The following is a 24,518-nucleotide window of genomic DNA, read 5'->3' on the forward strand; positions in this document are numbered from 1 at the left end:
GAAAGAATAAAAAATAACAATAGCCTGTCAAATTGGCATATGCAGAAAAATCAGATACGGGGCAGCGCCCTGGCTGTCAGGTCAGTGCGAAGACACATAGACAGAAGGCTGCACCGGCGCTGGCAGCGAATAGGTTGCTTTCATCCATTCGACTTCAGCATGGGGTGTGCGGCCGAAGTAGCGCTTGAACTCTCGGCTGAACTGCGATGCGCTTTCATAGCCCACGTTAAAAGCCGCAGATGAGGCCGACATGTCGTCGCGGAGCATCAACAACCTTGCCTGGTGCAGACGAGTCGATTTCAGGTACTGCATGGGTGAGGAGTCGGTGACTGTTCGAAAGTGCAGATGAAAGCTGGGTACGCTCATACTTGCCTCCTGGGCCAGGCACTCGACGTCCAGCCGCTCCTTGTAACAGCTGTGTATCTTGCGAATGGCGCGGGTCACCTTTGCGAAATGGCCTTGCTTGCCAAGGGCCGCCCGCATGGACCCTCCTTGTTCACCTGCGATGATCCGGTAGTAAATCTCGCGCACCAGCGAGGGGCCGAGGATCGGGCCATCGACCGGATGGCTCATCGCTTCGAGAAAGCGCAGTGTGGACTCGCGCAACATCTCGTCCATCGGCGAGGAATACATGCCTTTGGGACGTTCGTGGGTCGGACCGGATTTTTCGTCAATTTCCAGGATCAGTTCGCCAGCGAGTTTGAAATCCAGGCGCATGTATACCGCCAGCATCGGTTCCTCTTCGCTGGCGTCGGTTTCCATGGTGAAAGGCACTGGCACAGACACCACCAGGTAGTGCTGGGCGTCGTAAAGGTAGACCTCGTCGCCCAGATAGCCGAGCTTGCGCCCCTGGCACAGGATGACGATGCCAGGCTCGTAGAGCACTGGCGTGCGGGTCAGCGGGCGATTGGAGCGCAGGAAGCGTATGTCTTCCAGTGCGCTCAGGTTGTAGCCCTCCAGGGGGGCCAACTGCTCCATCAGTTGGACCATGCGCCGGGTTCGCGCTGCAAAATGATTCATAGGCCCCTCTTGCGGTTTCACGAAGCGTGGCCATCCGTAGAGCGTGTCAGTGCTTCCCATTGGTCGATGTCTCGCAGGGATTGCGTCAGCTTTTCGCGCACAAAGCCTATGGCATCGCTGCCGAGCAGCAGGTGGGCCGGTGGGTTGTCGCTGGCGATCAACTGCAGCATGGCTTGCGCGGCTTTTTGCGGGTCTCCCAGTTGGTGGCCGCTTTTCGCTTCGCGCGCCTGGCGTACCGGATCAAAGCTGGCATCGTAGTCGGCAATGCTGCGGGGCGTACGCTGCATCGAGCGGCCGGCCCAATCGGTGCGAAATGAGCCTGGCGCCACGGCGGTGACAAAAATGTTGAATGGCTTGAGTTCTTTGCTCAGGGTGTCGGAGATGCCTTCCAGCGCGAACTTGCTGGCGCAGTAGTAGGCGATACCCGGCATCGTGATGGTGCCGCCCATGGACGTGATGTTGATGATGTGCCCGCTGCGGCGCTGGCGGAAGTACGGCACGAACGCCTTGGTCACGGCAACGGCGCCGAACACGTTGACGTCGAACTGACGACGCATTTCTTCCAGCGGCGACTCTTCGAAAATGCCCTCATGGCCGTAACCTGCGTTGTTCACCAGGACATCCACCGGGCCGTAGCGGGTCTCGATCTCGGCAACGACGCTGTCGATCCGCTCAAAGTCGGTGACATCCAGGATCACGCCATGAGCACGCTCCGCTGATAATGCCTCGAACGTTTGCAGCGCGGCTTCGTTTCGAACGGTACCAATGACACGGTGGCCTGCAGCCAGTGCCTCGGTCGCGAGGGCCTTGCCAAAGCCGCTGCTGATGCCGGTGATAAACAGGGTTTTGTGAGTGCTCATGGAAATTCCTCTCGGTTACTGAGTGCTAATGGTAGCCAAGCCACCGCTGGCGACCTATGCCGGATCATCTATGAGGCTTGCCTATTCCTATTTGCTTGGCGAGGAATGGCTTTGCTGCCCTGGCGAGTTCTGGAAAAAGCGGCGCTGCCGACACCTGCCGCAATGGACAGCAAGGCCCCGGCCGCCGCCATCCCTGGCCAGCCATAGCGCCCCGCGGCAGCAGCGCCCAACGATGAACCCAAGGCACCGCCAATAAAGTAAATCATCATAAATACCGTATTCAGGCGGCTGACGGCATCCGGTTGCAAGGCCAGTACCTGGGTTTGATGGGCCAACTGGTTGGCACGATTGCCCAGGTCGATACAGGTGGCAGCGAGTACCACCAGCGGTATCAATTTGGCGTCTGCGGCAAACACCAATGCCAAGAACGCCGCCAGCACCAGCGTGGCCCCAAGGCAGGACAGGCGCAAGCTATGCTGTCGCGTCCAGCGCCCCAGGGTCGAAGCGCTGACAATGCCAACCACGGCCGACAGCCCTATCAATCCTGACTGCAGGGTGCTGAATCCATACGGTGGCCGCGCCAGCAAGCCTGCCATCGAACCCCAGAACACATTGAGTGCGCCAAACAACAAGCCACCGCACAGCGCAGAACGCCACAGTGACGGATAGCGCCGGAGCAGCCCTCCCAACGAACCCAGGAGCGCGCCGTAGGGCAAGCTAATGACAACCTCGCTGCGCGGCATACGCGAGGCAATCGCCAGCAGCACCAACACATCCATGCCTGCCGCTGCAGTGAACATTCCTCGCCAACCCAACCAGTGCCCCAACGCACCACTGACCGTACGTGCAAGCAACCCGCCAGCCGACAATCCGCTGACCATAAGGCCAAGCACCCTGCCCCGATGCTGCGCATCCACCCACGTCATCGTGCCCGGGATAATGATTTGTGCACTGATGGCCGATACCCCGATCGCAACGCTGCTCACTAACAGCGTGCTGTAACTTCCGGTGCTGGCACACCAAAGCAAACTGACGATGTTGCCTGCCAGCAAAGCCATGATCAGGTTGCGGCGTTGCACGCGGTCGCCCAGCGGTACAAACAGCAACAGGCCCAGCGCGTAGCCAAGTTGTGTGGCGGTCGCGACCTGGCCGGTGTGCGCAGGCGACACCGTAAAGCTGGCACCGATCAAGGGCAGCATTGCCTGGTTGTAGTACGCGGTGGCAACCGACAGTCCGCAGCAGACAGACAATACGATGGCGTCAAATGCGTTCAGCGCTTGTTGGGTTGATTTCATGGCGCGCTCCTGGTTGAGCCTGCCACGTTAGGCAAGGCATCGCCCGATGAAAACGCCTGAAAGCATCAGGGTCTTGCTCATTCCTCTCTGTGCTTGCTTCGTCCAGGCACACCCCTCGTGACATCGCCCGGCAGTTATTGGATTAGGCAAGCAAAGGAGATGAACCGGTATTCGCGCCATGTCTGCCGCGCCTTACCTTGGGCGCTCAGCTTCTGCGCTGATGAATACTCAACTATTGGAGATAAGCCCATGTTAGTCGTCTACAACCCGGCCGATGGCAGCGAAGTCGGCCGCGTGGCCAAAAGCAACGCAGCACAAGTAAAGGCTGCTGTAGATCGTACCTGTGCAGCGTTCCCGGAATGGTCATCGAAACTGGCCAGGGAGCGCAGCGATATTCTGCGGCGCTGGCACGACAGCGTTAAGGATGATAAGGAAGCCTTCGCCGAACTGATGTGTCGGGAGAACGGCAAGTGCCTTTCTGAAGCCCGAGGCGAAATCGACTACGGGTTGGGGTTCATCGAGTGGTACGCCGAAGAAGCCAAGCGCGTCTACGGGGACACTATTCCTACCCACGATAAAAATGCCAATGTGGTTGTCACCAAGGAAGCTATCGGGCCGGTCGCCGCGATCACCCCCTGGAACTTCCCCTTCATGATGATTACCCGCAAAGTGGCGACCGCGCTGGCCGCAGGTTGCACCATGGTGATCAAGCCCGCAGAAGACACGCCGCTTACTGCCTTCAAGTTGCTGGAACATGCCCGCAAGGCGGGAATTCCTGAAGGTGTATTCGAGGTCATCGTCGGTGATCCCAAGGAGATCGGCCTGATCCTGACTGGCGATCCGCGCATTCGCAAAATCTCGTTCACCGGTTCGACCGGTGTAGGCAAACTCCTGGCTTCACAATGTGCGGCGACGGTAAAAAAAATGACCCTGGAGCTGGGTGGCAATGCACCCTTCATCGTGTTCCAGGACGCAAATATCGAGGAAGCCATCAAAGGCCTGGTGGGTGCAAAGCTGCGCAATTCCGGGCAGGTGTGTATCTCGCCTAACCGCATCTTCGTGCAGAACACTATTTTTGAAGACTTCGTGAAGCGCCTGAAGGAAAGCGTAGCCAGGATCGATGTTGACCAGGGCATGCGTGAAGACTTTGTGGTGGGGCCGTTGGTCAATCAGACGGGTTTTGACAAAGTTGTATCGCTGGTGGAGCAAGCCAAGGCCGCCGGAGCAAAAGTCCTGATGGGCGGCAAGCCTCACGCCAAGGGCGGTCTGTTTTATGAGCCGACTGTGCTGACCGGCTTGCAGGATGATTCGCCGCTGGCCACCAGCGAGATCTTCGGCCCGGTCTTCGCCATTTATTCATTCAAGGATGAGGAGGAAGTGATTGCTCGCGCCAACCAGACTGAGTTCGGCCTGGTCGCCTATGCCTACACCAGCGCATTGGGGCGCTCATTGCGCCTTTCCCGCCAGTTGGAGGCGGGCATGGTGATTCTGAACTCGGGATCCGTGGGTACCGTGTCGATTCCCTTTGGCGGTATCAAGCAGTCCGGTTACGGTCGCGAAGGCAGTTACTACGGGATCGAGGAGTACGTACACGTCAAGTATGTGCTTATGGCCGGCGCACAATTCTGAAAGGTGGGGTGGCATAACAGGCTTGCATGGTCCGGCCCGCCCCAGTGGGTGTCACTGAGGCGGTCGGCACCACTCCACGTTACGTCAGCCAGACATCGACCTGCCGCTCCGCGCCCTCTATAAACACCAAGGCCTCGACCTGCCCCGCCTCTATCAGGTCTTGGCTGACGCCTTTTATCAGTTCAAGCTGCGCGGCGCTGTCGACCAGCTCAACACGTGCTACCGGAGCCTTCATGGATTGGCTGGCGTCAGACTTTGCTTTGCGAATTGCAGACAGCACGCTGCTCAGGCTCATCAATAACTGTTCAACAGCCGCGTCAGGGCAAGCGCCCCCTTGCGGCCAGGGCGCCTTGTGCACTGAGCCGCACTTCCAGGATTGCCAGACCTCCTCACACACAAAGGGTAGAAATGGCGCAAACAGTCGCTGCTGCACGCTCAGCGCATGTGCCAATGCATTACGCGCCGAGTAGCCGTCGGGTCGATAGGCACGACGCTTGACCAATTCGACGTAGTCATCGCAAAACCACCAGAAGAATCCTTCGATACGCGACAACGCCCCGCTGTAGTCATAGGCCTCCAGCGCGACGGTAGCGTCCTGGACTACGCCACCCAAGCGTTCAAGCATGGCTTGATCCAGCGGCTGGTCGATATCCCCGGTGTCATCCTTCGCAAAGCCTTGAACCAACCTCGAAAGATTGAACAGCTTGACGGCCAGGCGGCGGCCGATTTTCATCTGCTGCTCTTCAAAGGCTGTGTCACTGCCGAGCCGCGCCGAGGCAGCCCAATAGCGCACGCCGTCACTTCCATACTGGTCGAGCAAGGCTTGAGGGGTGACCACATTCCCCTTGGACTTGGACATTTTCTTGCGATCAGGATCAAGGATCCACCCGGAAAGCGCGACGTTGCGCCATGGCGCGCAACCGTGTTCAAAATGGCTGCGTACCAGTGTCGAGAACAGCCAGGTTCGGATTATGTCGTGACCTTGGGGCCTGAGGTCCATCGGGTATATTTTGACAAACAACCCATCGTCCTCTCCCCAGCCGCCGGCAATCTGAGGCGTCAGGGAACTGGTGGCCCAGGTGTCCATGATGTCTTGTTCGCCGATAAACCCGTTGGGTTGACCACGTTGTTCGGGTCGATAGCCCGGTGGCGTATCCAGGCCCGGATCGACAGGCAGGCTTGCCTCACTGGCGATAATCGGAGCGCCATGCTCGGCTTCGCCTTGTGCGTCCAGGCGATACCAGAACGGAATCGGCACGCCGAACGTACGTTGGCGACTGATTAGCCAGTCTCCATTCAACCCCCCTACCCAATGCTCGTAACGCCTGAGCATGTGCGGCGGATGCCAGTCCAACGCCTGGCCAGCGTCGAGCAACACGTCCCTCAGGTTCGCGTCGCGTCCGCCATTGCGCAAGTACCATTGCCGCGTCGCGAGAATTTCCAAAGGCCGGTCGCCTTTCTCGAAGAACTTTACCGCGTGGTTAATCGGTCGTGGTTCATCTCGCATGGCGCCGCAGTCACGCAACATCGAAACGAGCTGCGTACGAACCTGGGACAGGGTACGGCCGGCCAGGCCTGCGTAGGCCTGTTGGCTGCACGGAGTCGTCAACCAGGAGGGCGTCTCAAGTAACAGGCGCCCGTCCTTTCCCAGGACTGACCGTGTGGGCAGCTGCAACTCCCGCCACCAAATTACATCGGTCAGATCGCCAAAGGTGCAGACCATCGCCAACCCGGTGCCCTTGCCGGGGTCACCCAAAGGGTGGGCCAGCAGCGGAACGTCCAGGTCAAAAATCGGCGCACGCACGGTCTGCCCGAACCTCGCCTGATAACGAGCGTCGTCCGGGTGAGCCACCAGCGCCACGCATGCCATCAGCAACTCAGGTCGAGTCGTAGCAATCTTCAGTTCGGCACCATCAGCCGCGTCGAAGCCGAGTTCGTGATACGCACCCGCAACCTCGCGCTCCTCAAGCTCTGCCTGGGCTACGGCCGTCTGGAACGTCACATCCCAGAGACACGGAGCCTCCTGGCTATAAAGTTCGCCACGCTGGTAGTTACGCAGTAACGCGCGCTGACTGGCTCGTTGGGAGCGTTCATCAATGGTGGCGTATGAAAGACTCCAATCAACGGACAAGCCCAGTTGCACGAACAGTGCACGGAACGCTTGCTCATCGATGGCCGTCAGCTCATGGCACAACTCGATAAAGTTGCGCCGACTGATGACGGCAAAGTCAGCCCGTTTTAATGGAATTGACTCGGAGGGTTTGAAGCCAGGCTGGTAAGCGGCCAACGAGTCGCAACATACGCCGTAGAAATTCTCGACCCTGCGTTCCGTCGGCAAGCCATTGTCGTCCCAACCCATGGGGTAGAACACAGCCTTGCCGCGCATCCGCTGGAAACGGGCGATGATATCGGTGTGGGTGTAGCTGAAGACATGGCCAACGTGCAACGAACCTGAGGCTGTCGGTGGCGGCGTGTCGATGGAGAATACAGCGTCGCGTTGGGCGCTGTGGTCAAAGGCATACGTGCCTTCGAGCTGCCAACGCTGAGACCAGCGTGTTTCGAGGTTTTCAAGCGAGGGGGTGACGGTTTGATCGTTTAGAACTTCATCACGTTTAACGGTGACATAGCTTCCTCCTGTCAACATCATGGGGCGCAACAACGGTTGTGCGCCGAAGCAAACTTTATATTCAATCGCCTGCGGAAAGTAAACCCCTTGAACCAGGCCATTTTTTCCACAAAATAGCGTAAAAACAGTCCGGAAGATTTCTCACATTCAACAGGTACCCTATGCACACCCCCGTCACAATCATCGGTGCTGGCCTGGGCGGTCTCATCCTGGCCCGCGTGCTGTACGTCCACGGTATTGCCGCCACCGTCTATGAAGCAGAGCCGTCGGCAACCGCACGCGCCCAAGGCGGGATGCTTGATATCCACGACTACAACGGCCAACTGGCCTTGCAGGCAGCGGGCCTGACGGACGAGTTCCGCGCGCTTATCCTGAAAGGTCGCGAGGCGACTCGGGTGCTTAATTGGCAGGGTGCCACTCTGTTGGATCAACCCGACGACGGCACAGGCGGCCGTCCCGAGGTCATGCGTGGCGAGCTGCGCAAGATGCTCCTCGATTCACTGCCCGCCGGTACTGTGCGCTGGGGCCACAAGGTCAAGAGCGTGCGCGCCCTCGGCGAGGGTCGCCACGAAGTGACCTTCGCCGACGGTACTTGCGTTGCCACCCACCTGCTGGTTGGCGCGGACGGAGCCTGGTCAAAGGTCCGGCCGCTGCTCAGCGACGCTGCCCCCGAGTACATGGGCCGCTCGTTGATCGAAACCTACCTGTATGACAGCGACGCCCGGCACCCGGCCACCTCCAGGGCGGTAGGTGGCGGTGCGATGTTCGCACTTCAACCGGGAAAAGGGATCCAGGCGCACCGTGAGACGGGCGCCACGCTGCACACCTACGTAGTGCTCACCGAATCCCAAGGCTGGTTTGCCGCCATCGATTTCACCGACACGCCAACGGCGGCGGCACGGATCGCGCAGGAATTCGCAGGCTGGTCCCCTGCCCTCACGGCATTGATCACCGACAGCGACACCGAACTGGTATGGCGCCCGCTCTTTATGCTGCCGGTTGAGCACCGCTGGGAGCGGGTGCCGGGCGTAACGCTGATCGGTGATGCCGCACACCTTGCGGCCCCGAATGGCGAAGGTGCCAACCTGGCCATGTACGATGGTGCCGAACTCGGCAAGGCCATCGCCTCATACCCTGATGACGTCGAAGCCGCCCTGGGCGAATACGAACAGGCCATGTTCCCGCGCAGCGCGCAAATGGCTGCCGAAGGGAATGAACTGCATGAGTTGCTGTTTGGTGACGATGCCCCCTATAGCCTGGTCAGCATGTTCAACGGGGCAAGTGCCTGAACAGGGCTCGATAGCCGACCGTATTGGTGGGGTCAATCACACTGGAAGGACTCAAGGACGTTATAAATTTCGGCAACCACCTGCCGTGTCGCGCCCTCGATGGTTCCTTCATTCCGGCATAACACCCAGCCGTGATCCGCAACCGCTCGCTCGAACGCCCGGGTACAGGCGGCATGTTCTGCCAGCGTGTGGATCACGGTACTGCTCAGCCCACGCCGGCGTGCCGCGGCCCGTGCCCATGAGATATCAGGGTCGGTGACGACCCCGATATGCAGGTCCGGCACTTGCACGTTTCGATCAATGTTCAACTGCAGGATTTCTGCCAGCGGGACTTCCCGGCGAAACGCGGCATCAGACGGGTACCAGCGGTCGATCAGGACGATGCTGCCTGGAGGCTGTCTAGCCACCACGTGCCGGGAAATCCACGCGCGGCTATCAGCGAAGCGTTCACAAACCTCCCACTCCAGATCCAGGCCGGGATGCCTGGCGAGTCTGTTAACGAGGGTCATTGTTTCACTTCTGAAGGGATCGCTTTTTCTCTCGCAAAGCCGGATCACCATTCTGTTGTCAGCCCTAAGCGCTTTTGTTACGGCCTCCAGCAATGTGGTTTTGCCAGTACCCTTGGGGCCATCCATGGAAACAAACAACGGACGGCCGGCCGCCTGGCTCAACACGGCTTGTCGGTCCGGCTGCACATGGTTTCGGCGATCACCCTGGCCAGTGCAGATTGATCGAATGGCTTGGGTAAGCGCGTCAATGTGGTCTTGAGGTCCAGGGAGATTTCCGCAAAGCCTGAGGAAAGAATGATGGGAAGGTTGGGATACAACGACTCGATGTTGCCGGCAAGCTCGATCCCGGTCATGTCCGGCATTGCCATGTCTGTCACGACCAGGTCAAAGCACGCGCCTTGCGCCAGGAACGCCAACGCAGCATGCCCGTCTCCTGCCGACACAACATGATGGCCCAGGTCTTCAAGCATCGCCCCGGTGCTGATCAGCACCAGCGGGTCGTCATCTACCAGCAGAATCTCGAGGCTTTGCTGATGGGCTGCATCGGGTGTATCTGCAGTTGGTGCCAGCGCCGCAGACTGTGTGGTGTCGGTCACCGCCACCGGTAACCAGAGCTCTGCGGTTGTGCCCTCTCCTACCCGGCTCTTCAGCACAAAGTGGCCCTGTGACTGTGCCGCCAGGCCATGCACCATCGAAAGCCCAAGCCCGGTGCCTTTTCCCGCTCCCTTGGTGGTGAAGAACGGCTCCATGGCCCGTTGCAAGGTCGCGTCACTCATCCCGGGGCCGGTGTCGATGACAGAGATGCAAATCAGCCTTTGCGAGTCATTCACCCCGCCGGGAAACGAATCCTCCCGCGCTGAAATCAGGATCCTGCCCCGACCCTCCATTGCGTCCCGGGCGTTGATCACCAGGTTCATCACAGCCATTTCCAGTTGGCTCATGTCGACCAATACCGGCCGCAGGATCAATGGGAACTGTGTGTCGACGTTGATGCCTGCGCCCAACATGCGGGACAGCAGGTCTGACATGTTGCGGATCAGATCGCCCACATCCACAGGCTGAGGGTCAAGCTCCTGGCGACGGGCAAAGGCCAGCATGCGCTGAGTCAGCGTTGCGCCCCGCTGGGCGCCCGCGATGGCATTATTCAGTAAGGCGCAGGTTCTCGAGTCCTGCGGGACACGCTTCTTGGCGAGTTCAAGACTCCCCAGAATCACCATCAGGAGGTTGTTGAAGTCATGGGCGATGCCGCCGGTGAGCTGGCCCAGGGACTCCATTTTCTGGGATTGGAATAACGCCTCTCGGGTTTCCTTGATCTCCTGTTGAGCCTGGACGCTTTCGGTAACGTCCCGGGTGATCTTCGCAAACCCCACCAGCTCACCCAGTTCATTCTTGATCGGGTCGATAACCACATGGGCGAGGAATCCCGTGCCGTCCTTGCGCAGGCGCCAGCCCTGCCCTTCGTAACGACCTTCCCTGACCACCGTTTCAAGGGCGCGCTGCGGGACGTTGTGGTCTACGTCCTCACGCTGGAAGAACATGGAGTAATGCCTGCCGATGACTTCTGCCGGCTGATAACCCTTGATGCGCTGGGCGCCGGCGTTCCAGGTGGTGATCACGCCGTTGGGGTCCAGCATATACAGCGCGTAGTCGGTGACGCCTTGCACCAGCAGGCTGAATTGCTGCTCGCTCTGGCGCAGCGCCTGCTCCGCGGCCTTACGCTCGGTCAGGTCCCGTGTGACCTTGGCGAAGCCAATCAACGTGCCGTCGTCGGCGCGTATCGGGTCGATGATCACCAGTGCCCAGAGACGAGTCCCATCCTTGCGGATGCGCCAACCTTCGCCCTCGAAGCGCCCTGACTGCTCGGCGCTCTTGAGTGCCCGGCCCGGCAAGTCCGAGGCCAGGTCTTCCGGGGTGTAGAACAGCGAAAAATGCCTGCCCAGCACTTCACTCTGTTCGTACTGCTTGATCTTTCTCGCCCCGGAGTTCCAACTGCGAATCAAGCCGTTCGTATCAAGCATATAGATGGCATAGTCGACCACTGCGTCGACGAGCAGTCGATACCGGTCGTCCTGATTGAAAGGCCCTTGCGCAGGATGGGATGGCATCAGGAAAGTCTCGGGACAAATGAGTGGCTTGAACCCTCAGTATGTCTAAAAAAATCCCCGGCCCACCAATTTATTCATCTGGACAGTTGTTTTGAGTCAACCGCCGCCGTTGCGCGCAAACCGTGGAATCTTCAATCCCAGGCTTTCCCGCAAGGTCGTACCTTCATAAGCCGTGCGATACACGCCGCGCTCCTGCAACAACGGGATGACCTCGTGCGTGAAGCGCTTGAACTGCTCCGGATGGCCGATGTAGATATTGAAACCATCCACCGCGCGGGCTTCAAGCCAGTCAGCCATTTTCCGAGCGACGGTATCCGCCGATCCGACAAACGCTCCCGGGCGCAGTTGCCGCCCAAACTCCACCGCCTGGCGCAATGTAAAACCTTTCTCCCGTGCCTGATCGGCAATGCGTTTGGCCGCGGTAAAAAAGCTGCTGCGTGCCGCCTCCAGGCTTTCCTGCGGGAACGGCGCATCAAGGTCGTACTGGCTGAAATCATGCCAGCCGAAATTGCGTCCGAACTCCTTCAGCGCCAGCTCGAAACTGTGGTCGGCCTGATGGTAGTGCCGCTCGATTTCACGCGCCTGTTCATCGGTATCGCCCACATAAATCTCGGCGCCGGGCATCACCAGCAATTGCTCCGGGTCACGGCCATGTTGCAGCGCCCTGCCCTTGATATCCCGATAGAAAGCCTGGCCCTGCTCGATGCTGGCCGCATGGGTAAAGATCACATCGGCCGTGGCCGCACCGAGGTCGCGGCCTTGTTCCGAATCGCCAGCCTGGAAGATCACCGGTTGGCCCTGGGGTGAGCGCTGGATATTCAGCGGCCCGACCACGGAAAAGTGCTCGCCCTTGTGATTCAGGCTGTGGAGTTTGGCGGGGTCGAGAAACCGGCCGGTGGCGCGGTCACGCACGAAGGCATCTTCCTCATAGGAGTTCCACAGGCCCTGCACGACCTGGACGTGTTCGGCCGCCCGGCCATAGCGGGTGTCGTAGTCATAATGTTCGTCGCGGCTGTAGTTGCCGGCGGTACCGGCGTCGCCGCTGGTGACCACGTTCCAGCCGGCGCGGCCTTTGCTGATCAGGTCGAGTGAGGCCAGGCGCCGCGCGACGTTATAGGGCGAGTTGTAAGAGGTCGTCAGCGTACCGACCAGGCCCAGGTGCCGGGTGCTTACGGCAAGTGCCGATAACAGCGTCAGCGGCTCCAGCCGGTTCAGGTAGTGGGATGGCGAACCCGGTGTGATGAATTGGCTGTCGACGATGAACATCAAGTCGAACAATGCCGCCTCGGCCTGGCGTGCAATGTCGACGTACCAGTCGACGTTGACGCTGGCATCAGCCGGCAATTGCGGGTCGAGCCATAGATTGTGGCGGCCGGGCCCGCCGCAGCCCATGGTCAGGGCGCCGAGTTTGAGCTGTCTTTTAGTCATGTCCAACGTATTCCTTGAAGCGTTCAGGGCTGGGTTCTGGCGACGGCTGGCTGCAAGGACGCCGCGAAGGAGTCGTCGAACAGCTTGGCTGCCGGGTAAGACTTGACCAGTCCCTGGCTTGCGAAAAAGTCCACGGTCTTTTGTGCTTCTACAGGCGACTGGGCTGTCACCGGTTCGACCGTCGTGCGTGCCCGGGCAAACCAGGCGCGGGCAATGTCGGCATCTGCGCGGGTGCGCTTGGCCCAGGCATCTGCATACGCATCGGCGTTGGCCGGGCTTTGGCGCGTCCAGTCACGGGCTTTCTTCAGGCGTTGGAGAAAATCGCTGATTTGCGCACGCTTGTTATCGACGGCCCTGGTGCTGGCGGCGACGAAACTCTGGGCCGGGATCAGCCCGTCTGCGGTCGCCAATACCCGTGCGCCCTGGCGTTCCTGTTGGGTGACGTAGGGTTCCCAGGTGGCGATGACGTCGACCGAACCGCCTTCCAGTGCGTGGGAAGCATCCAGTGCACTGAGGTAGCGCAACTCCAGGGCGTCTTTCGGCACGCCCGCCTTATCCAGTGCGGTCAGCAGCAATTGCTGGCTCCAGGAGCCTTTCCAGATGGCGGCGCGCTTGCCTTTGAGGTCCGCAAGGCTGTGGATCGAGGAATCCTTTTTCACCAGGATGGCCACGCCCTCGAGGTTTTGCCGGCTGATGGCAATCACCTTGATCGGTGCGCCGAGTGCACCGAGGAACAGCACGGGCGCATCGCCGAGCAGGCCGATGTCGAGGCTGTTGGTATTGAGGGCTTCCGCTACCGGAGACCCGGCGGTGAATTGCTTCCATTCAAGGGTGTAGGGCAGATCATCCAGCACCCCCGCCGCTTCCATCACGGCCTGGGCGTTGTAGCTTTGGTCTCCGACCACCAGCGTTTGCGCGTTCGCGGTCAGGCACAGCAGCGTGGCGGCCAACCCGGCCGCCAGTTTTGTCAGGTAACGCACGTTCGTCTCCAGATGCCTTCTCAAGCATTGAAAGTCGATCCGCGCGTGCGGTCTCGGCAGTGTTCGTAGGGAGGGCTACGATGAGGGGCTGACGGCCGCATGTAAAATACTTATAACGCATAACCTAATTCGATATTAATGCGTTAAATGCATTTTTTTGGGTGGTCGGCGCGCACGGACATTGCGGACCCGCCTGCACCACCTACACTGATTTGAATTCGGCGACTCTCGCGCCATTTTTTCAGCCGTATGGCCCGATGCCCGCGCACTCATTGCTCAACAAATAAAGCAGTTAACCAACTGATTAATCAGAGTAAATATGAAAGAGCAGCCTCGGCAGCTTGCATCGGCACCGCAACCAGTGGCGCACAGCCGCGCCCTTTTTCGACCACCCCACCTTCTGGCTCCCTTGAGCCTGCTGTGCATCGCCCTCGCCGGCTGCACCGTCGGGCCCGATTTCGCGCGCCCTGAGGTGCCGGCGAACGCCGATTATTCACGAGAAAAACTCACCTCCACCGCCAAGGCCGATATCGACACCGGCGGTGCGGCGCAGCGGTTGATCGCCGGGATGGATATTCCCGGGCAATGGTGGACGCTGTTCCGCTCGCCGGCATTGAACGCCCTGGTGGAAGAAGCCTTGCGCGCCAACCCGGATGTCACCGCCGCCCAGGCGGCATTACGCCAGGCCAACGAGCTGGTCTATGCCGACCAGGCGTCGCTGTTTCCCTCGGTGAGCGCCAACGTGCAGAAAGCCCGCGAGAAAGTATCGGGCGTCACCTCGGGCCTGCCGGAGTCGCCGATTCTCACGGTGAGCTCGGCGTCGCTGAGCGTGTCCTATGCCCCGGATGTATTCGGCGGCACGCGCCGGCAAATTGAATCCACCTCGGCCCAGGCCGAGTACGAGCGCTTCCAGTTGGAGGCGACCTTCCTCACGTTGACCTCCAATGTGGTGAACACCGCAGTCAGCCTCGCCTCTATACGCGACCAGATCGCCGCCACCGAAACCATCATTCGGCTACAGAGTGATCAGCTCGACGTCCTGCAGGCGCAGCGCCGGCTGGGTGCGATCGGTGACACCGACGTGCTCACACAGCAGACCGCGCTGGCGCAAACCCGTGCCACCTTGCCGCCCCTGCAAAAGCAGTTCGCCCAGACCCGCAACCAGTTGATGGCCTACCTCGGCCGGTTTCCCAACCAGGACCGGGACGAGCGCTTCAACCTCGCCTCCCTGCACCTGCCCGAAGAACTGCCGCTCAGCCTGCCTTCGGCCATCGTTGGCCAGCGGCCAGATGTGCGTTCCGCGCAGGCGCAACTGCATCAGGCCAGTGCCAATATCGGCGTGGCCGTCGCCAATCAGTTGCCCCAGTTCAGCATTACCGGGTCGGTGGGCTCCACGGTGGCCAGCGGGACCAAATTGTTTTCGGCGGGCAGTGGGGTCTGGAGCCTAGCCGGGTCGATCACCCAACCGATCTTTGATGCCGGCGCACTCGAACATCGCAAACGCGCTGCCGTGGCCGCCTATGACGCGTCGGCAGCCCGCTACCGTGGCACGGTGATCGGCGCGTTCCAGGACGTGGCCAACGCACTGCGGGCGCTGGAGGCGGATGCCGATGCGCTCAACCAGCAGGTGGTGGCCGAGCGCTCTGCCCAAGCCAACCTGGACCTGGTGCAGGCGCAGTTCAAACTCGGTGCCGTGGCGTACATCAACCTGCTCACGGCCCAGCAAACCTACCAGAACACGGTGCTGGCCCGGGTCAGGGCGCAGGCCTCCCGCTACAGCGACACCACCGCGCTCTTCCAGGCATTGGGTGGCGGATGGTGGAACCGTACCGATGTGGACCCTGCCACCAAGGGCCGGCCTGATCGGTTCGGCCTGCCGTCGTGGAACGAGATCATGCCGGCCAGGAACGAGGCAGCGCCTGCCGATTCGGCACGGTTCAACTGAACTGAACTCTTGAAACAGCGAGAACATCCATGGCTGACGTCATAACCGCCTCTCCCCTGCCCACCGAGCCCGGCGCACCGCGCAAGCGCCGACTGTGGCGGCCGATGATCATCATGATCGTGGTGGTGCTGGTGATTGTCGCGATCATTGCCGGGGTGAAGTTCGTGCAGATTTCGGCGCTGATCGCCCAGTCGAAAATGCCCCTGCCCGCCTCCGTGGTCACGGCCATGAAGGTGCCGTTCAGCGACTGGCAACCGAATGTCAGCGCCGTGGGCTCAATGAAAGCGGTCAGGGGGGTGGATGTGACCACTGAAGTGGGCGGCATCGTGCGCACCATCGGCTTCACGCCCGGGCAAGAAGTGGCGGCCCAGGCGCTGCTCGTCCAGCTGAATGCCGACTCGGACATCGCGCAACTGCATTCCCTTGAGGCCACGGCCGACCTGGCGGTGATCGTCCTCAAGCGTGACAAGGCGCAACTGGCGGTTAACGCCATCTCCCAGGCACAAGTGGACACTGACACCGCCGACCTCAAAGCCAAGCTCGCCGCCGCCGAACAACAGCGCGCGCTGGTGGCGAAAAAAACCATCCGCGCGCCGTTTGCCGGGCGCATCGGCATCACCAGTGTCAACCCTGGCCAATACCTCAACCCCGGCGACAAGATCGCCACGCTGCAAACCTTCGATCCGATCTACATCGACTTCACGGTGCCCCAGACTCAAATGGAGGCCATCGCCATCGGCCAAGGGGTTTCGGTAACGGCCGACGGCCTGTCCAATCAAACCTTCACCGGCAAGATCAGCACCATCGACACCCAGTTCGACGCCACCACGCGCAATGTCACCGTGGAAGCCACCGTCGACAACCCCAAACAGAACCTGGTGCCCGGGATGTTTGCCCGCGCCGTGGTCAACTCCGGTGCGACGCAGCGCTACCTCACCGTCCCGCAGACATCGGTGACCTACAACCCTTACGGCACCACGGTATTCATTGCCACATCGAGCAAGAACGACAAGGGTGAGGAAGTCCTCACCGCGCAACAGACCTTTATCAAGACCGGACCGACCCGGGGCGATCAGGTGGCGATCCTGTCGGGCGTGAAGGAAGGCGACCTGCTGATCACCAGCGGCCAGATGAAGCTCAAGAATGGCTCGCCGGTGAAGGTCGATAACAGCGCCGCGCCGCTGAACGATCCTGCGCCGACTCCCCAAGAACACTAAAGGTGTCCCATGAAGCTTACCGATACCTTTATCCAGCGGCCGGTCTGGGCGATTGTTGTCTCGCTGTTCATCCTGATCCTGGGGCTGCGCTCGATCTTCGAATTGCCGGTGAACCAATGGCCACGCACCGAAAACACCGTGGTCACTATCACCACCGCCTACTACGGCGCGGACGCCTCCACCGTTGCCGGCTTTATCACCCAGCCGCTTGAATCGGCCATCGCCCAGGCCCAGGGCATCGACTACCTGTCTTCAACGAGCATCACCGGTGTCTCGACGATTACCGCCACGCTGCGGCTGAATTACGACGCGAGCAAGGCCCTCACCGAGATCAACACCCAGGTCAACTCGGTCAAGAACCAACTGCCGGCGCAGTCCCAGGAACCGGTGCTGACGGTGGCGGTCGGGCAGACCACAGACGCCATGTACCTGGGTTTCTACAGCGACACCCTGCCCACCAACAACATCACCGACTACCTGGTGCGGGTGGTCAAGCCCAAGCTGGACTCGATCCAGGGCGTGCAAACCGCAGAAATCCTCGGCGGGCGCCAGTTCGCCCTGCGCGCCTGGATGGACCCGAACAAACTGGCAGCGCATAACGTGACCGCCCAGGACGTGTCCACCGCCCTGGCCAACAACAACTACCTGTCTGCCGTCGGTTCCACCCGTGGGCAAACGGTGACGGTCGACCTGACGGCCGGGACCGACTTGCACACCGTGGATGAATTCAAGCGGCTGGTGGTCAAGCAGAAAGGCGATGCCCTGGTGTACCTGGAGGACGTGGCCACCGTCACCCTCGGCGCCGAAAGCTACGACAGCAGCGTGGCGTTTTCCGGCAAGCGTTCGGTGTTCATCGGCATCAAGACGGCGCCGACTGCCAATATCCTGACGGTGGCCGACAGCGTGCGCGAGGCCTTCCCCGAGCTGCAATCCCAGTTGCCCACCGGGGTACGCGGCGAGATCGTGTATGACTCCACGGAGTTCATCAACACCTCGATCTATGAGGTGGTGAAGACCCTGGTCGAGGCGATGATCATTGTGTCGGTGGTGATCTACCTGTTCCTCGGCTCGTTCCGCGCGGTGATCGTGCCGCTGGTGGCGATCCCGCTGTCGCTGGTCGGGACCTTCTTCATCATGTACCTGCTGGGGTACTCGATAAACCTGCTGACCCTGCTTGCCCTGGTATTGGCGATCGGCCTGGTGGTGGACGACGCGATTATCGTGGTGGAAAACGTCGACCGGCATATCAAGGAAGAAGGCAAAGGCGTGCTGGAGGCTGCGCTGGTTGCCGCGCGGGAACTGGGTGGGCCGATCATCGCGATGACCGTGGTGCTGATCGCCGCCTACGTGCCCATCGGGCTGCGCAGCGGCCTTACCGGTGCGCTGTTCAAGGAGTTCTGCTTCTCACTGGCGGGTGCCGTGACCGTGTCGGCCGTGGTGGCGTTGACGCTCTCGCCGATGATGACCTCCCGGCTGTTCAAGTCCGGGCAGGAAGAAGGCCGGTTTGCCCGCAAGCTCGATCAGTACTTTGACTGGTTGCGGGGCCGTTACCACCGCGTACTCTCGGGCGGCCTGAACGTATGGCCGGTGCTGGTGACGTTTGGTTTTGTGCTGTTCCTGCTGGTGGCCGCCAGCGGCATGACCGCCAAAAGCGAACTGTCGCCCACCGAGGACCAGGGGCTGGTGTTCATGCAGATCAAGGGCCCGCCCACCGCCTCGCCGCAGCAGATGGAGCGCATCGCCGACCAGGCCTTCCAGATCGCCAACAAAGAGCCGGAATACGCGCAGATGTTCCAGCTGACCGGGTTGCCTATCCTCAACCAGGGCCTGGGCGGTGTGCTGCTGAAAAACTGGGGCGACCGCTCGCGCTCCCAAGCCCAACTGATATTGGAACTCCAGCAGAAATGGAACCAGGTGCCGGGCGCCACCATCGCCGCCTTCCCCCTGCCGTCGCTGCCGGGCGCCCAGGGCTTGCCGGTGCAGTTCGTGATCACCACCACCGACTCGGTGGAAAACCTCAACGAAGTCGCCCAGGCCGTGGTGGCCGAGGCCCAAAAACAACAGCTGTTCTATTTCTCCGACATGGACCTGAAACTCGACAAGCCACAAGCCAAGCTGGTGGTGGACCGGGAAAAAATCGCCGCACTGGGCATGACCCAGGCCGACGTCGGTGCGGCGCTGTCCGCGGCACTGGGCGGCAACTACGTGAACTACTTCTCCACTGCCGGGCGCTCGTACAAAGTGATTCCCCAGGTGTTGCAGGTTGATCGCCTCAACCCGGACCAGATTCTCGATTACTACATTCGCACGCCGTCCGGCAGCATGATCCAGGCGCGGACCGTGGCGCATATCGAAACCTCGACCCAGCCGGAATCCATCAACCACTTCCAGCAACTCAACTCGGCGACCCTGTCGGGCGTCAGCGGCGTGGCCCAGGGCGAACTGCTGGCGAAATTGAACACCATTCTGACCAATATTGCGCCGTCGGGTTACACCTCGGACTTCTCCGGCGAATCTCGCCAGTTCATGCAGGAATCCGGCGGGTTCTTCGGGTTGTTGATGTTCTCGATCCTGATCGTGTACCTGGCCCTCGCCTTCCAGTTCGAGAGCTTCCGCGACCCGGTGGTGATCCTGTTCTCGGTGCCCCCTGCACTCTTCGGCGCGCTGGCGTTTATCACCATGGGGTTTGCCTCGATCAACGTGTACACCCAGGTGGGCCTGGTGACGTTGCTGGGGTTGATCACCAAGCACGGGATCCTGATCGTGCAGTTTGCCAACGAGTTGCAGCGCGCCGGTCACAGCAAGCGTGAGGCCATAGAAGAAGCGGCCGGCGTGCGTCTGCGGCCGATCCTGATGACCACCGCCGCCATGGTGCTGGGCGTGGTGCCGCTGGTGTGGGCCTCCGGTGCCGGGGCTGCGGGACGGCATGACATGGGCCTGGTGATCTTCGCCGGGTTGTCGATCGGTACCGTGCTGACGCTGTTCATGGTGCCGGCGATGTATATGTTTATTGGCTCCACCCACCATCAGGAGGTTGAACGGCCGGTCCCTGGCCAGGATGAGGAGCCAGGCGTGGTTACTGATAGATAATGGTGTAAGTCGCCACGGCGTTGGCTGAACCTGCTGTCACCGTGGCGGCCGTTTGCAAATAACGTGCGCTCAACGGGATGTTCAACGCCGTGGTGCCAGCGGCAAGCGGAAGGCTCAGCAACTGATTCTGGGACAGCGCCCAAGGCGCGCCTGAAGCATCAAGCACCTGTAGACCGACACCCGTCGCCGGGTCTGCACCCGCCGACAGGCTCAACACACCATGGGTGGCATCAATCGGTGTGTCGACCGGGTCCAACCGCAGGCTGAGGGTATTGGGCACGAGGGTGCCCGCACTGATGACCGCCGATTGCGAGCTTGTCGGGATCGAACTGGCGTTGCCGTAATAGCCTGGAAACCCTGGGCAACCCGTCAGGCTGATCATGAAGTTCACCGGGGTGCTGGCCGAACCTATCCCGCTGAACGACGCAATCTTGTTGGTGCCCATGGGTACGTTAACGTCCGAGGTCATGCAGGTCAGGGCGACGATGTTGATGCTGCCGGTCAGCCCCACTTTGTTGGCGACAGAGGTAGGGCTATTGGGAACAGAGAAATCCTGTTCCAGCGTACCCAGCGAACTGCCGCTGATGGTGCCCGTACCCACTGGTCCGGTCTTTATCAGCACTATCCCGGTTGCTGGCGCAATCTTGAGGCCCGATATGAAACAGTCGGCGCTTCCCGACAATGCGCAGCCATTTGGAATCGCTGCCCTGACGGCAGCAGTTTGCACGGATGTTCCGTTAACCCAGGCGACACCAATGCCGGCTACGCCTGTTTGATAGACGAAGCTGGCGTAAGGGCCCGCGCTGTAGCCGGTATTGGCCAACGTGCTCTTCAGCGTCAAAAGAGTGTTCAAGGTTGCCGCCCCGCCAGTACTGAGGCACTTGAAGTCGGCGCCTGCACCGCTCTGATTGAAGTTCTGCTGATAGAGCACTGTGCCTACTGGCGCATCCCTCGGCACACTGAGGGAGCTGATCTGCAATGCGGTCGTGCCTACAAACCCCTTGTTACCATTGATGTAGACACAATTGATCGCTTGGGCCGACTGCGCAAGGCCACACAACAGCAGAGCGGCGATCAGGGAATAAAGCACCTTCATGGAATTACCTCTGCACGAATAGTTGACTGAAGACGGCACCGCTGCATTCGCCGCGTACCTCATGGCCCAGCACTCAGGCACAGCGCGTTGCCCTTCAATATCTGACCCTGCTCTTTAAGGGCCGGCACTTTCAGCGTGCAGGTCTGACCACTCTCTTTACCCCAATTGACCAGCAGGCTTTGTGTGCCTTCCTTGATACGTGCATACAGTTGCCCGCCCTGCCCTACAGTGCCTACCGGGTTACCTGCGTCATCCACCACGGTGGCACCGAACGGCAACGGACTCTGGTCCTTCAAGCGCACGTTCAACAGCAACGCAGTGCCGTGCACCGTGGCGAAGTCCACCGCTACCACGGCACCCGCCCGGGGGGCGATCTTCTGGCTGGTTTCGCTCAGCTCGACGTCCTGGGATATACCGTCCGGGTCGATAGCGACCTCGTTCAACTGATATGGCTGCAGATAGTTGATCACCGCCGAACCGTTGCCATCGAGCCGCAGGCCTGGATAACCCACCACCTTCGCGCCGGCCGCACCGGGGGCGCTGATCACCGCCATGGTTTCACCGGTGTAAGGCGTCAACGTCACACCTTTTGGATGGACCACAATCGTGCCGCCACCGCCCAGGGACAGGCTGCTGTAGCCATCGCCTTCGCTGAGGGAACCGTTGACCCGGGCTTTGGAGCCCATGTATTGGCCGCTGACCGAGGTGTCGGTCGACTGGCTCGCGCCATCACGGTCTGCCGTCAGGCTGTAGCCGTATTGCTGATCTTCACCGGCACTGCCGCTCACGCTCGCCTGCTGGCTGTAGTTGCCCTGGCTGTCGCGCGCCAAACGGCCGGAGAACTGCGGTGTATTGCTTGAGGACCCGAACCCGATCGGCATGCTCACGGTAAATAATTCAGTGGTTTGCATCTCGGCCAGGCCGGAGCGGCTGCGACTGAGGTTGAAGCCCAGGCTTACCCGCCCGATCTGTGTGGTGTAGCCCATCTGGTACTGGATATCCTGGCCCGGCTGGTTCCAGTAGTTCTCGGTAAACCCGCTCAACGACAAATGCCCCCAGTTGGCCAGGCTTTGGTCGAGGGACAGGGTCAGGCGACTGCGCGGTTGGCCAAACTGGCTGGTGTCGGTACCGTTCTGTTCCGCATCCCTGAACAGCACGGCGTTGTTGAAATCGAAGTAACCGCGGGTGGAAAAACGATAAGCCGCCAGGGAGAAGTTGCTCCCGGTGCTTTGGACATTCTCACTGAAGGACACGCGCAGGCTCTGCCCCTGCTGGTCACCGGAGCGCAGTTCGGTCTGGGCATGGGTCACGTCGACCCCGAAGGCTCCGATGGGTGTGCCGAATGCAATACCGCCCAGCACCGACAGGTAACCATCGCTGGCCTGGCCACCGGTATAACCGGTCAGCGAGTTGGCCAGGCCGTACTGGTAAGTGCCTTGCAGCAGCTCAACCTGCTTACTGATGTAATTATTGCGGGTTTCACCGGCTGTCACGCTGAAACGTGAGGTGCCAGGGCGCAACAACTGGTTGACCGAGGCGTAAGGCACTATGAAGCTTTGCTGGGTGCCGTCGGCTTCCAGCACGTTCACTTGCAGGTCGCCGCCATAGCCGGTGGCATACAGGTCATCGATGACAAAGGCGCCGGGCGCCACCGTGGTCTGCAGCAATACATTGCCGCCCTGGCTGATGGTCACTCGGGCATTGGTGCGGGCGATACCGCGCACCACGGGCGCATAACCGCGCAGCGCATCCGGGAGCATGCGGTCATCGGTCGCCACCTCGACGCCACGGTAGGCCAGGGTGTCGAAGATCTCGCCGCTGGTGTTAGCTTCGCCTACCGTCAGCTGGCTCTTCAAGCCTGTCAGGTCGCGTTGGGCAAAGGTGTTGATTTCCTGGTATTTGCTGCCAGTCAGGCTGTCCCAATTGAACGAACCATTGTGCCGCAACCGCCAGTCACCCACGTTCAGCCCCGCGTTCAGGCCGAGATATGCAGAATCGTCAGTGCCTGAAAGGGATTTGTTGTGGTTGGCGTTGAAGTCATAGCTGAGCATCCCTGCGGTCACGCCGCGGTCCCATAATTCAGGGCTGACGTACCCTCGGGCGTTACGCCGCAAGGCCGCCTGCGGAATGCTGAAGTCCAGTAGCTGGGTGTCGGTGGAAAACAGCGCCGTGGCACCATCGATCAGCTCATTGATGACAGGGCATGGGTCAGTCGCCAGCTTGGCAGTTGCCGTCGGCGACAGGACTTCTACGTTTACGCCCATCAGTTCCAGCATCCTAGTGTCGACACAGACCCTGGGGTTCCTGCCCTTGGCGTCGGACACGATACGGATATCCTGACGCGTGCTCAGGTTCGAGTTCACCAGAATGTCGGCACGGTACGTACCCGACATCACCGGGTTCCCGCTCTGGAACAGCGTCAGGTCAATTCCGCTCGAGCCTGCCGGAAGAAAAGAGTTATCGAACTGCACGTCTTCAGCCACGGCGTAAGGCATCAACAATGCACTGACAATCAGTAAAGATCGGCGACCCCAAACCGGCAAATCGCTGGCGTGGGCGCAAGCGATTTCCTTCCGGCGCGCGCGCAGAAGAGACAGCGTAGTCATAAATTACCCGGACGACGGAGGGTGAAAAACGATTAAGGCCTGATAGGCCTAAGGCATGACGGATTCGTGGGTAGGAACCAGAGCGCCGTAATCATTGATGGCGCTGTATTCAACTTTGGCGCCGGGTGCCGGCATCGACTTCAGGCCGGGCAAGGCAAAGATATGGGTCTCACCGGGCGCAATCATTCCCGCCTCACTCAGTATCCGCTGGCCGCCGTTAACCAGCACCAGGTCACTTTGTGAAACGTAAAACGCCGTTGGGTTATAGGCCTGCAGCCCATAGGTACCATTGGGTTGCGCAACAACCTTCCACTGCAGCGCCTCGATGGCCGCTGACGGTGTGCCAGGTAAATTCGCTGGCCGATAAAACACTTTGATTCGCGAGCGAAAGGCCATTTGCAGCATGTTTTGATCGCTGGTGGCCTTGACCGGAATTTCCAGCACATTGAGCCAGAACACAGACTCCTTGTCTGAAGCCAGCGCAGTACCGGTGAACATCAGGCGCAGGCTCTGCCCCTTGTCAGCATCAACCCGGGAGACCGGTGGCGAAATCACAAATGGCGCTGAAGAATTGCTTGGCGTGGACGCGGGATCACCGCTATCAATCCACGACTGAACCAGTACGGGCTTGGTGCCGTTGTTGTTAATCTTGACGGTGACTTCCTTTTTATCCGCCGGAAAAATCACACGAGTGCCGGTGATGACGACCGAAGACATCGCCTGGGAACAACCCAGCAGGGCCGCCATCATCACGACATAACGACACCAGGCTTTTTTACGCTGCATATCACTCTCTCCCAACATCGTCGGCGCATCTTCCAGG

At 60.4% G+C, this 24,518-nt stretch carries 16 protein-coding genes; 5 read left to right on the forward strand and 11 right to left on the reverse strand.

The window, feature by feature from the left end; all coding sequences use genetic code 11:
* Positions 1-81 precede the first annotated feature (81 nt).
* From HX811_RS16995 to HX811_RS17005, 3 genes are all read right to left on the reverse strand, one after another.
* Complete coding sequence (locus HX811_RS16995) at positions 82-1,020, reverse strand: AraC family transcriptional regulator (RefSeq protein ID WP_177046640.1); 939 nt, start codon at positions 1,018-1,020, stop codon at positions 82-84.
* A gap of 17 nt (positions 1,021-1,037) precedes the next feature.
* Positions 1,038-1,880: an oxidoreductase gene (locus HX811_RS17000; RefSeq protein ID WP_177046642.1), complete on the reverse strand. Its 843-nt coding sequence runs from the start codon at positions 1,878-1,880 to the stop codon at positions 1,038-1,040.
* Positions 1,881-1,948: 68 nt separating this feature from the next.
* Complete coding sequence (locus HX811_RS17005) at positions 1,949-3,175, reverse strand: MFS transporter (protein ID WP_177021095.1); 1,227 nt, start codon at positions 3,173-3,175, stop codon at positions 1,949-1,951.
* Positions 3,176-3,424: 249 nt separating this feature from the next.
* Here HX811_RS17005 and HX811_RS17010 point away from each other — a divergent pair, with 249 nt between their 5' ends.
* Positions 3,425-4,804, forward strand: a complete 1,380-nt coding sequence (locus tag HX811_RS17010) for an NAD-dependent succinate-semialdehyde dehydrogenase (protein WP_177021094.1) — start codon at positions 3,425-3,427, stop codon at positions 4,802-4,804.
* Between the two features lie 79 nt (positions 4,805-4,883).
* On the opposite strand, the gene valS is transcribed toward HX811_RS17010, so the two are convergent.
* The gene (gene valS, locus HX811_RS17015) at positions 4,884-7,451 is read right to left on the reverse strand and encodes a valine--tRNA ligase (protein WP_177046644.1); all 2,568 of its coding nucleotides are present in this window, start codon (positions 7,449-7,451) and stop codon (positions 4,884-4,886) included.
* A 140-nt stretch (positions 7,452-7,591) separates the two neighbouring features.
* Here valS and HX811_RS17020 point away from each other — a divergent pair, with 140 nt between their 5' ends.
* Positions 7,592-8,719 carry an NAD(P)/FAD-dependent oxidoreductase gene (locus HX811_RS17020; RefSeq protein WP_177046646.1) on the forward strand — a complete coding sequence of 376 codons (1,128 nt, stop codon included), beginning with the start codon at positions 7,592-7,594 and terminating at the stop codon, positions 8,717-8,719.
* Between the two features lie 32 nt (positions 8,720-8,751).
* Here HX811_RS17020 and HX811_RS17025 read toward each other — a convergent pair whose 3' ends face one another.
* From HX811_RS17025 to HX811_RS17040, 4 genes are all read right to left on the reverse strand, one after another.
* On the reverse strand, positions 8,752-9,354 hold the full coding sequence (locus HX811_RS17025) for a dTMP kinase (RefSeq protein ID WP_177046680.1): 603 nt from the start codon (positions 9,352-9,354) through the stop codon (positions 8,752-8,754).
* Between the two features lie 32 nt (positions 9,355-9,386).
* Complete coding sequence (locus HX811_RS17030; protein WP_177046648.1) at positions 9,387-11,333, reverse strand: PAS domain-containing sensor histidine kinase; 1,947 nt, start codon at positions 11,331-11,333, stop codon at positions 9,387-9,389.
* A 96-nt stretch (positions 11,334-11,429) separates the two neighbouring features.
* Positions 11,430-12,761: an LLM class flavin-dependent oxidoreductase gene (locus tag HX811_RS17035; RefSeq protein WP_177046650.1), complete on the reverse strand. Its 1,332-nt coding sequence runs from the start codon at positions 12,759-12,761 to the stop codon at positions 11,430-11,432.
* Between the two features lie 23 nt (positions 12,762-12,784).
* Positions 12,785-13,741, reverse strand: coding sequence for an ABC transporter substrate-binding protein (locus tag HX811_RS17040; protein ID WP_008433361.1), 957 nt, complete (start codon positions 13,739-13,741; stop codon positions 12,785-12,787).
* Between the two features lie 409 nt (positions 13,742-14,150).
* Between HX811_RS17040 and HX811_RS17045 the strand changes: the two genes are divergently transcribed.
* From HX811_RS17045 to HX811_RS17055, 3 genes are all read left to right on the forward strand, one after another.
* Positions 14,151-15,686, forward strand: a complete 1,536-nt coding sequence (locus HX811_RS17045) for an efflux transporter outer membrane subunit (RefSeq protein WP_256344437.1) — start codon at positions 14,151-14,153, stop codon at positions 15,684-15,686.
* Between the two features lie 104 nt (positions 15,687-15,790).
* Entirely contained in the window at positions 15,791-16,903 is a 1,113-nt protein-coding gene (locus HX811_RS17050; RefSeq protein WP_008433355.1) for an efflux RND transporter periplasmic adaptor subunit, read from the forward strand.
* Positions 16,904-16,912: 9 nt separating this feature from the next.
* Entirely contained in the window at positions 16,913-19,993 is a 3,081-nt protein-coding gene (locus HX811_RS17055; protein WP_177046652.1) for an efflux RND transporter permease subunit, read from the forward strand.
* Here HX811_RS17055 and HX811_RS17060 read toward each other — a convergent pair.
* The 3 genes from HX811_RS17060 to HX811_RS17070 all read right to left on the reverse strand — a co-directional run bounded on the left by HX811_RS17060 (position 19,980) and on the right by HX811_RS17070 (position 24,481).
* Positions 19,980-21,089 carry a fimbrial protein gene (locus tag HX811_RS17060; protein WP_003217728.1) on the reverse strand — a complete coding sequence of 370 codons (1,110 nt, stop codon included), beginning with the start codon at positions 21,087-21,089 and terminating at the stop codon, positions 19,980-19,982. The two genes, HX811_RS17055 and HX811_RS17060, sit on opposite strands and share 14 nt — an antisense overlap.
* A gap of 59 nt (positions 21,090-21,148) precedes the next feature.
* Positions 21,149-23,584: a fimbria/pilus outer membrane usher protein gene (locus tag HX811_RS17065; RefSeq protein ID WP_177046682.1), complete on the reverse strand. Its 2,436-nt coding sequence runs from the start codon at positions 23,582-23,584 to the stop codon at positions 21,149-21,151.
* 159 nt (positions 23,585-23,743) lie between these two features.
* A complete protein-coding gene (locus HX811_RS17070) occupies positions 23,744-24,481 on the reverse strand; it encodes a molecular chaperone (RefSeq protein ID WP_003217732.1) in 738 nt (245 codons plus the stop codon).
* Positions 24,482-24,518: the final 37 nt, after the last annotated feature.

It is taken from the genome of Pseudomonas sp. F8002, from assembly GCF_013385495.1.
Taxonomy (GTDB): domain Bacteria; phylum Pseudomonadota; class Gammaproteobacteria; order Pseudomonadales; family Pseudomonadaceae; genus Aquipseudomonas.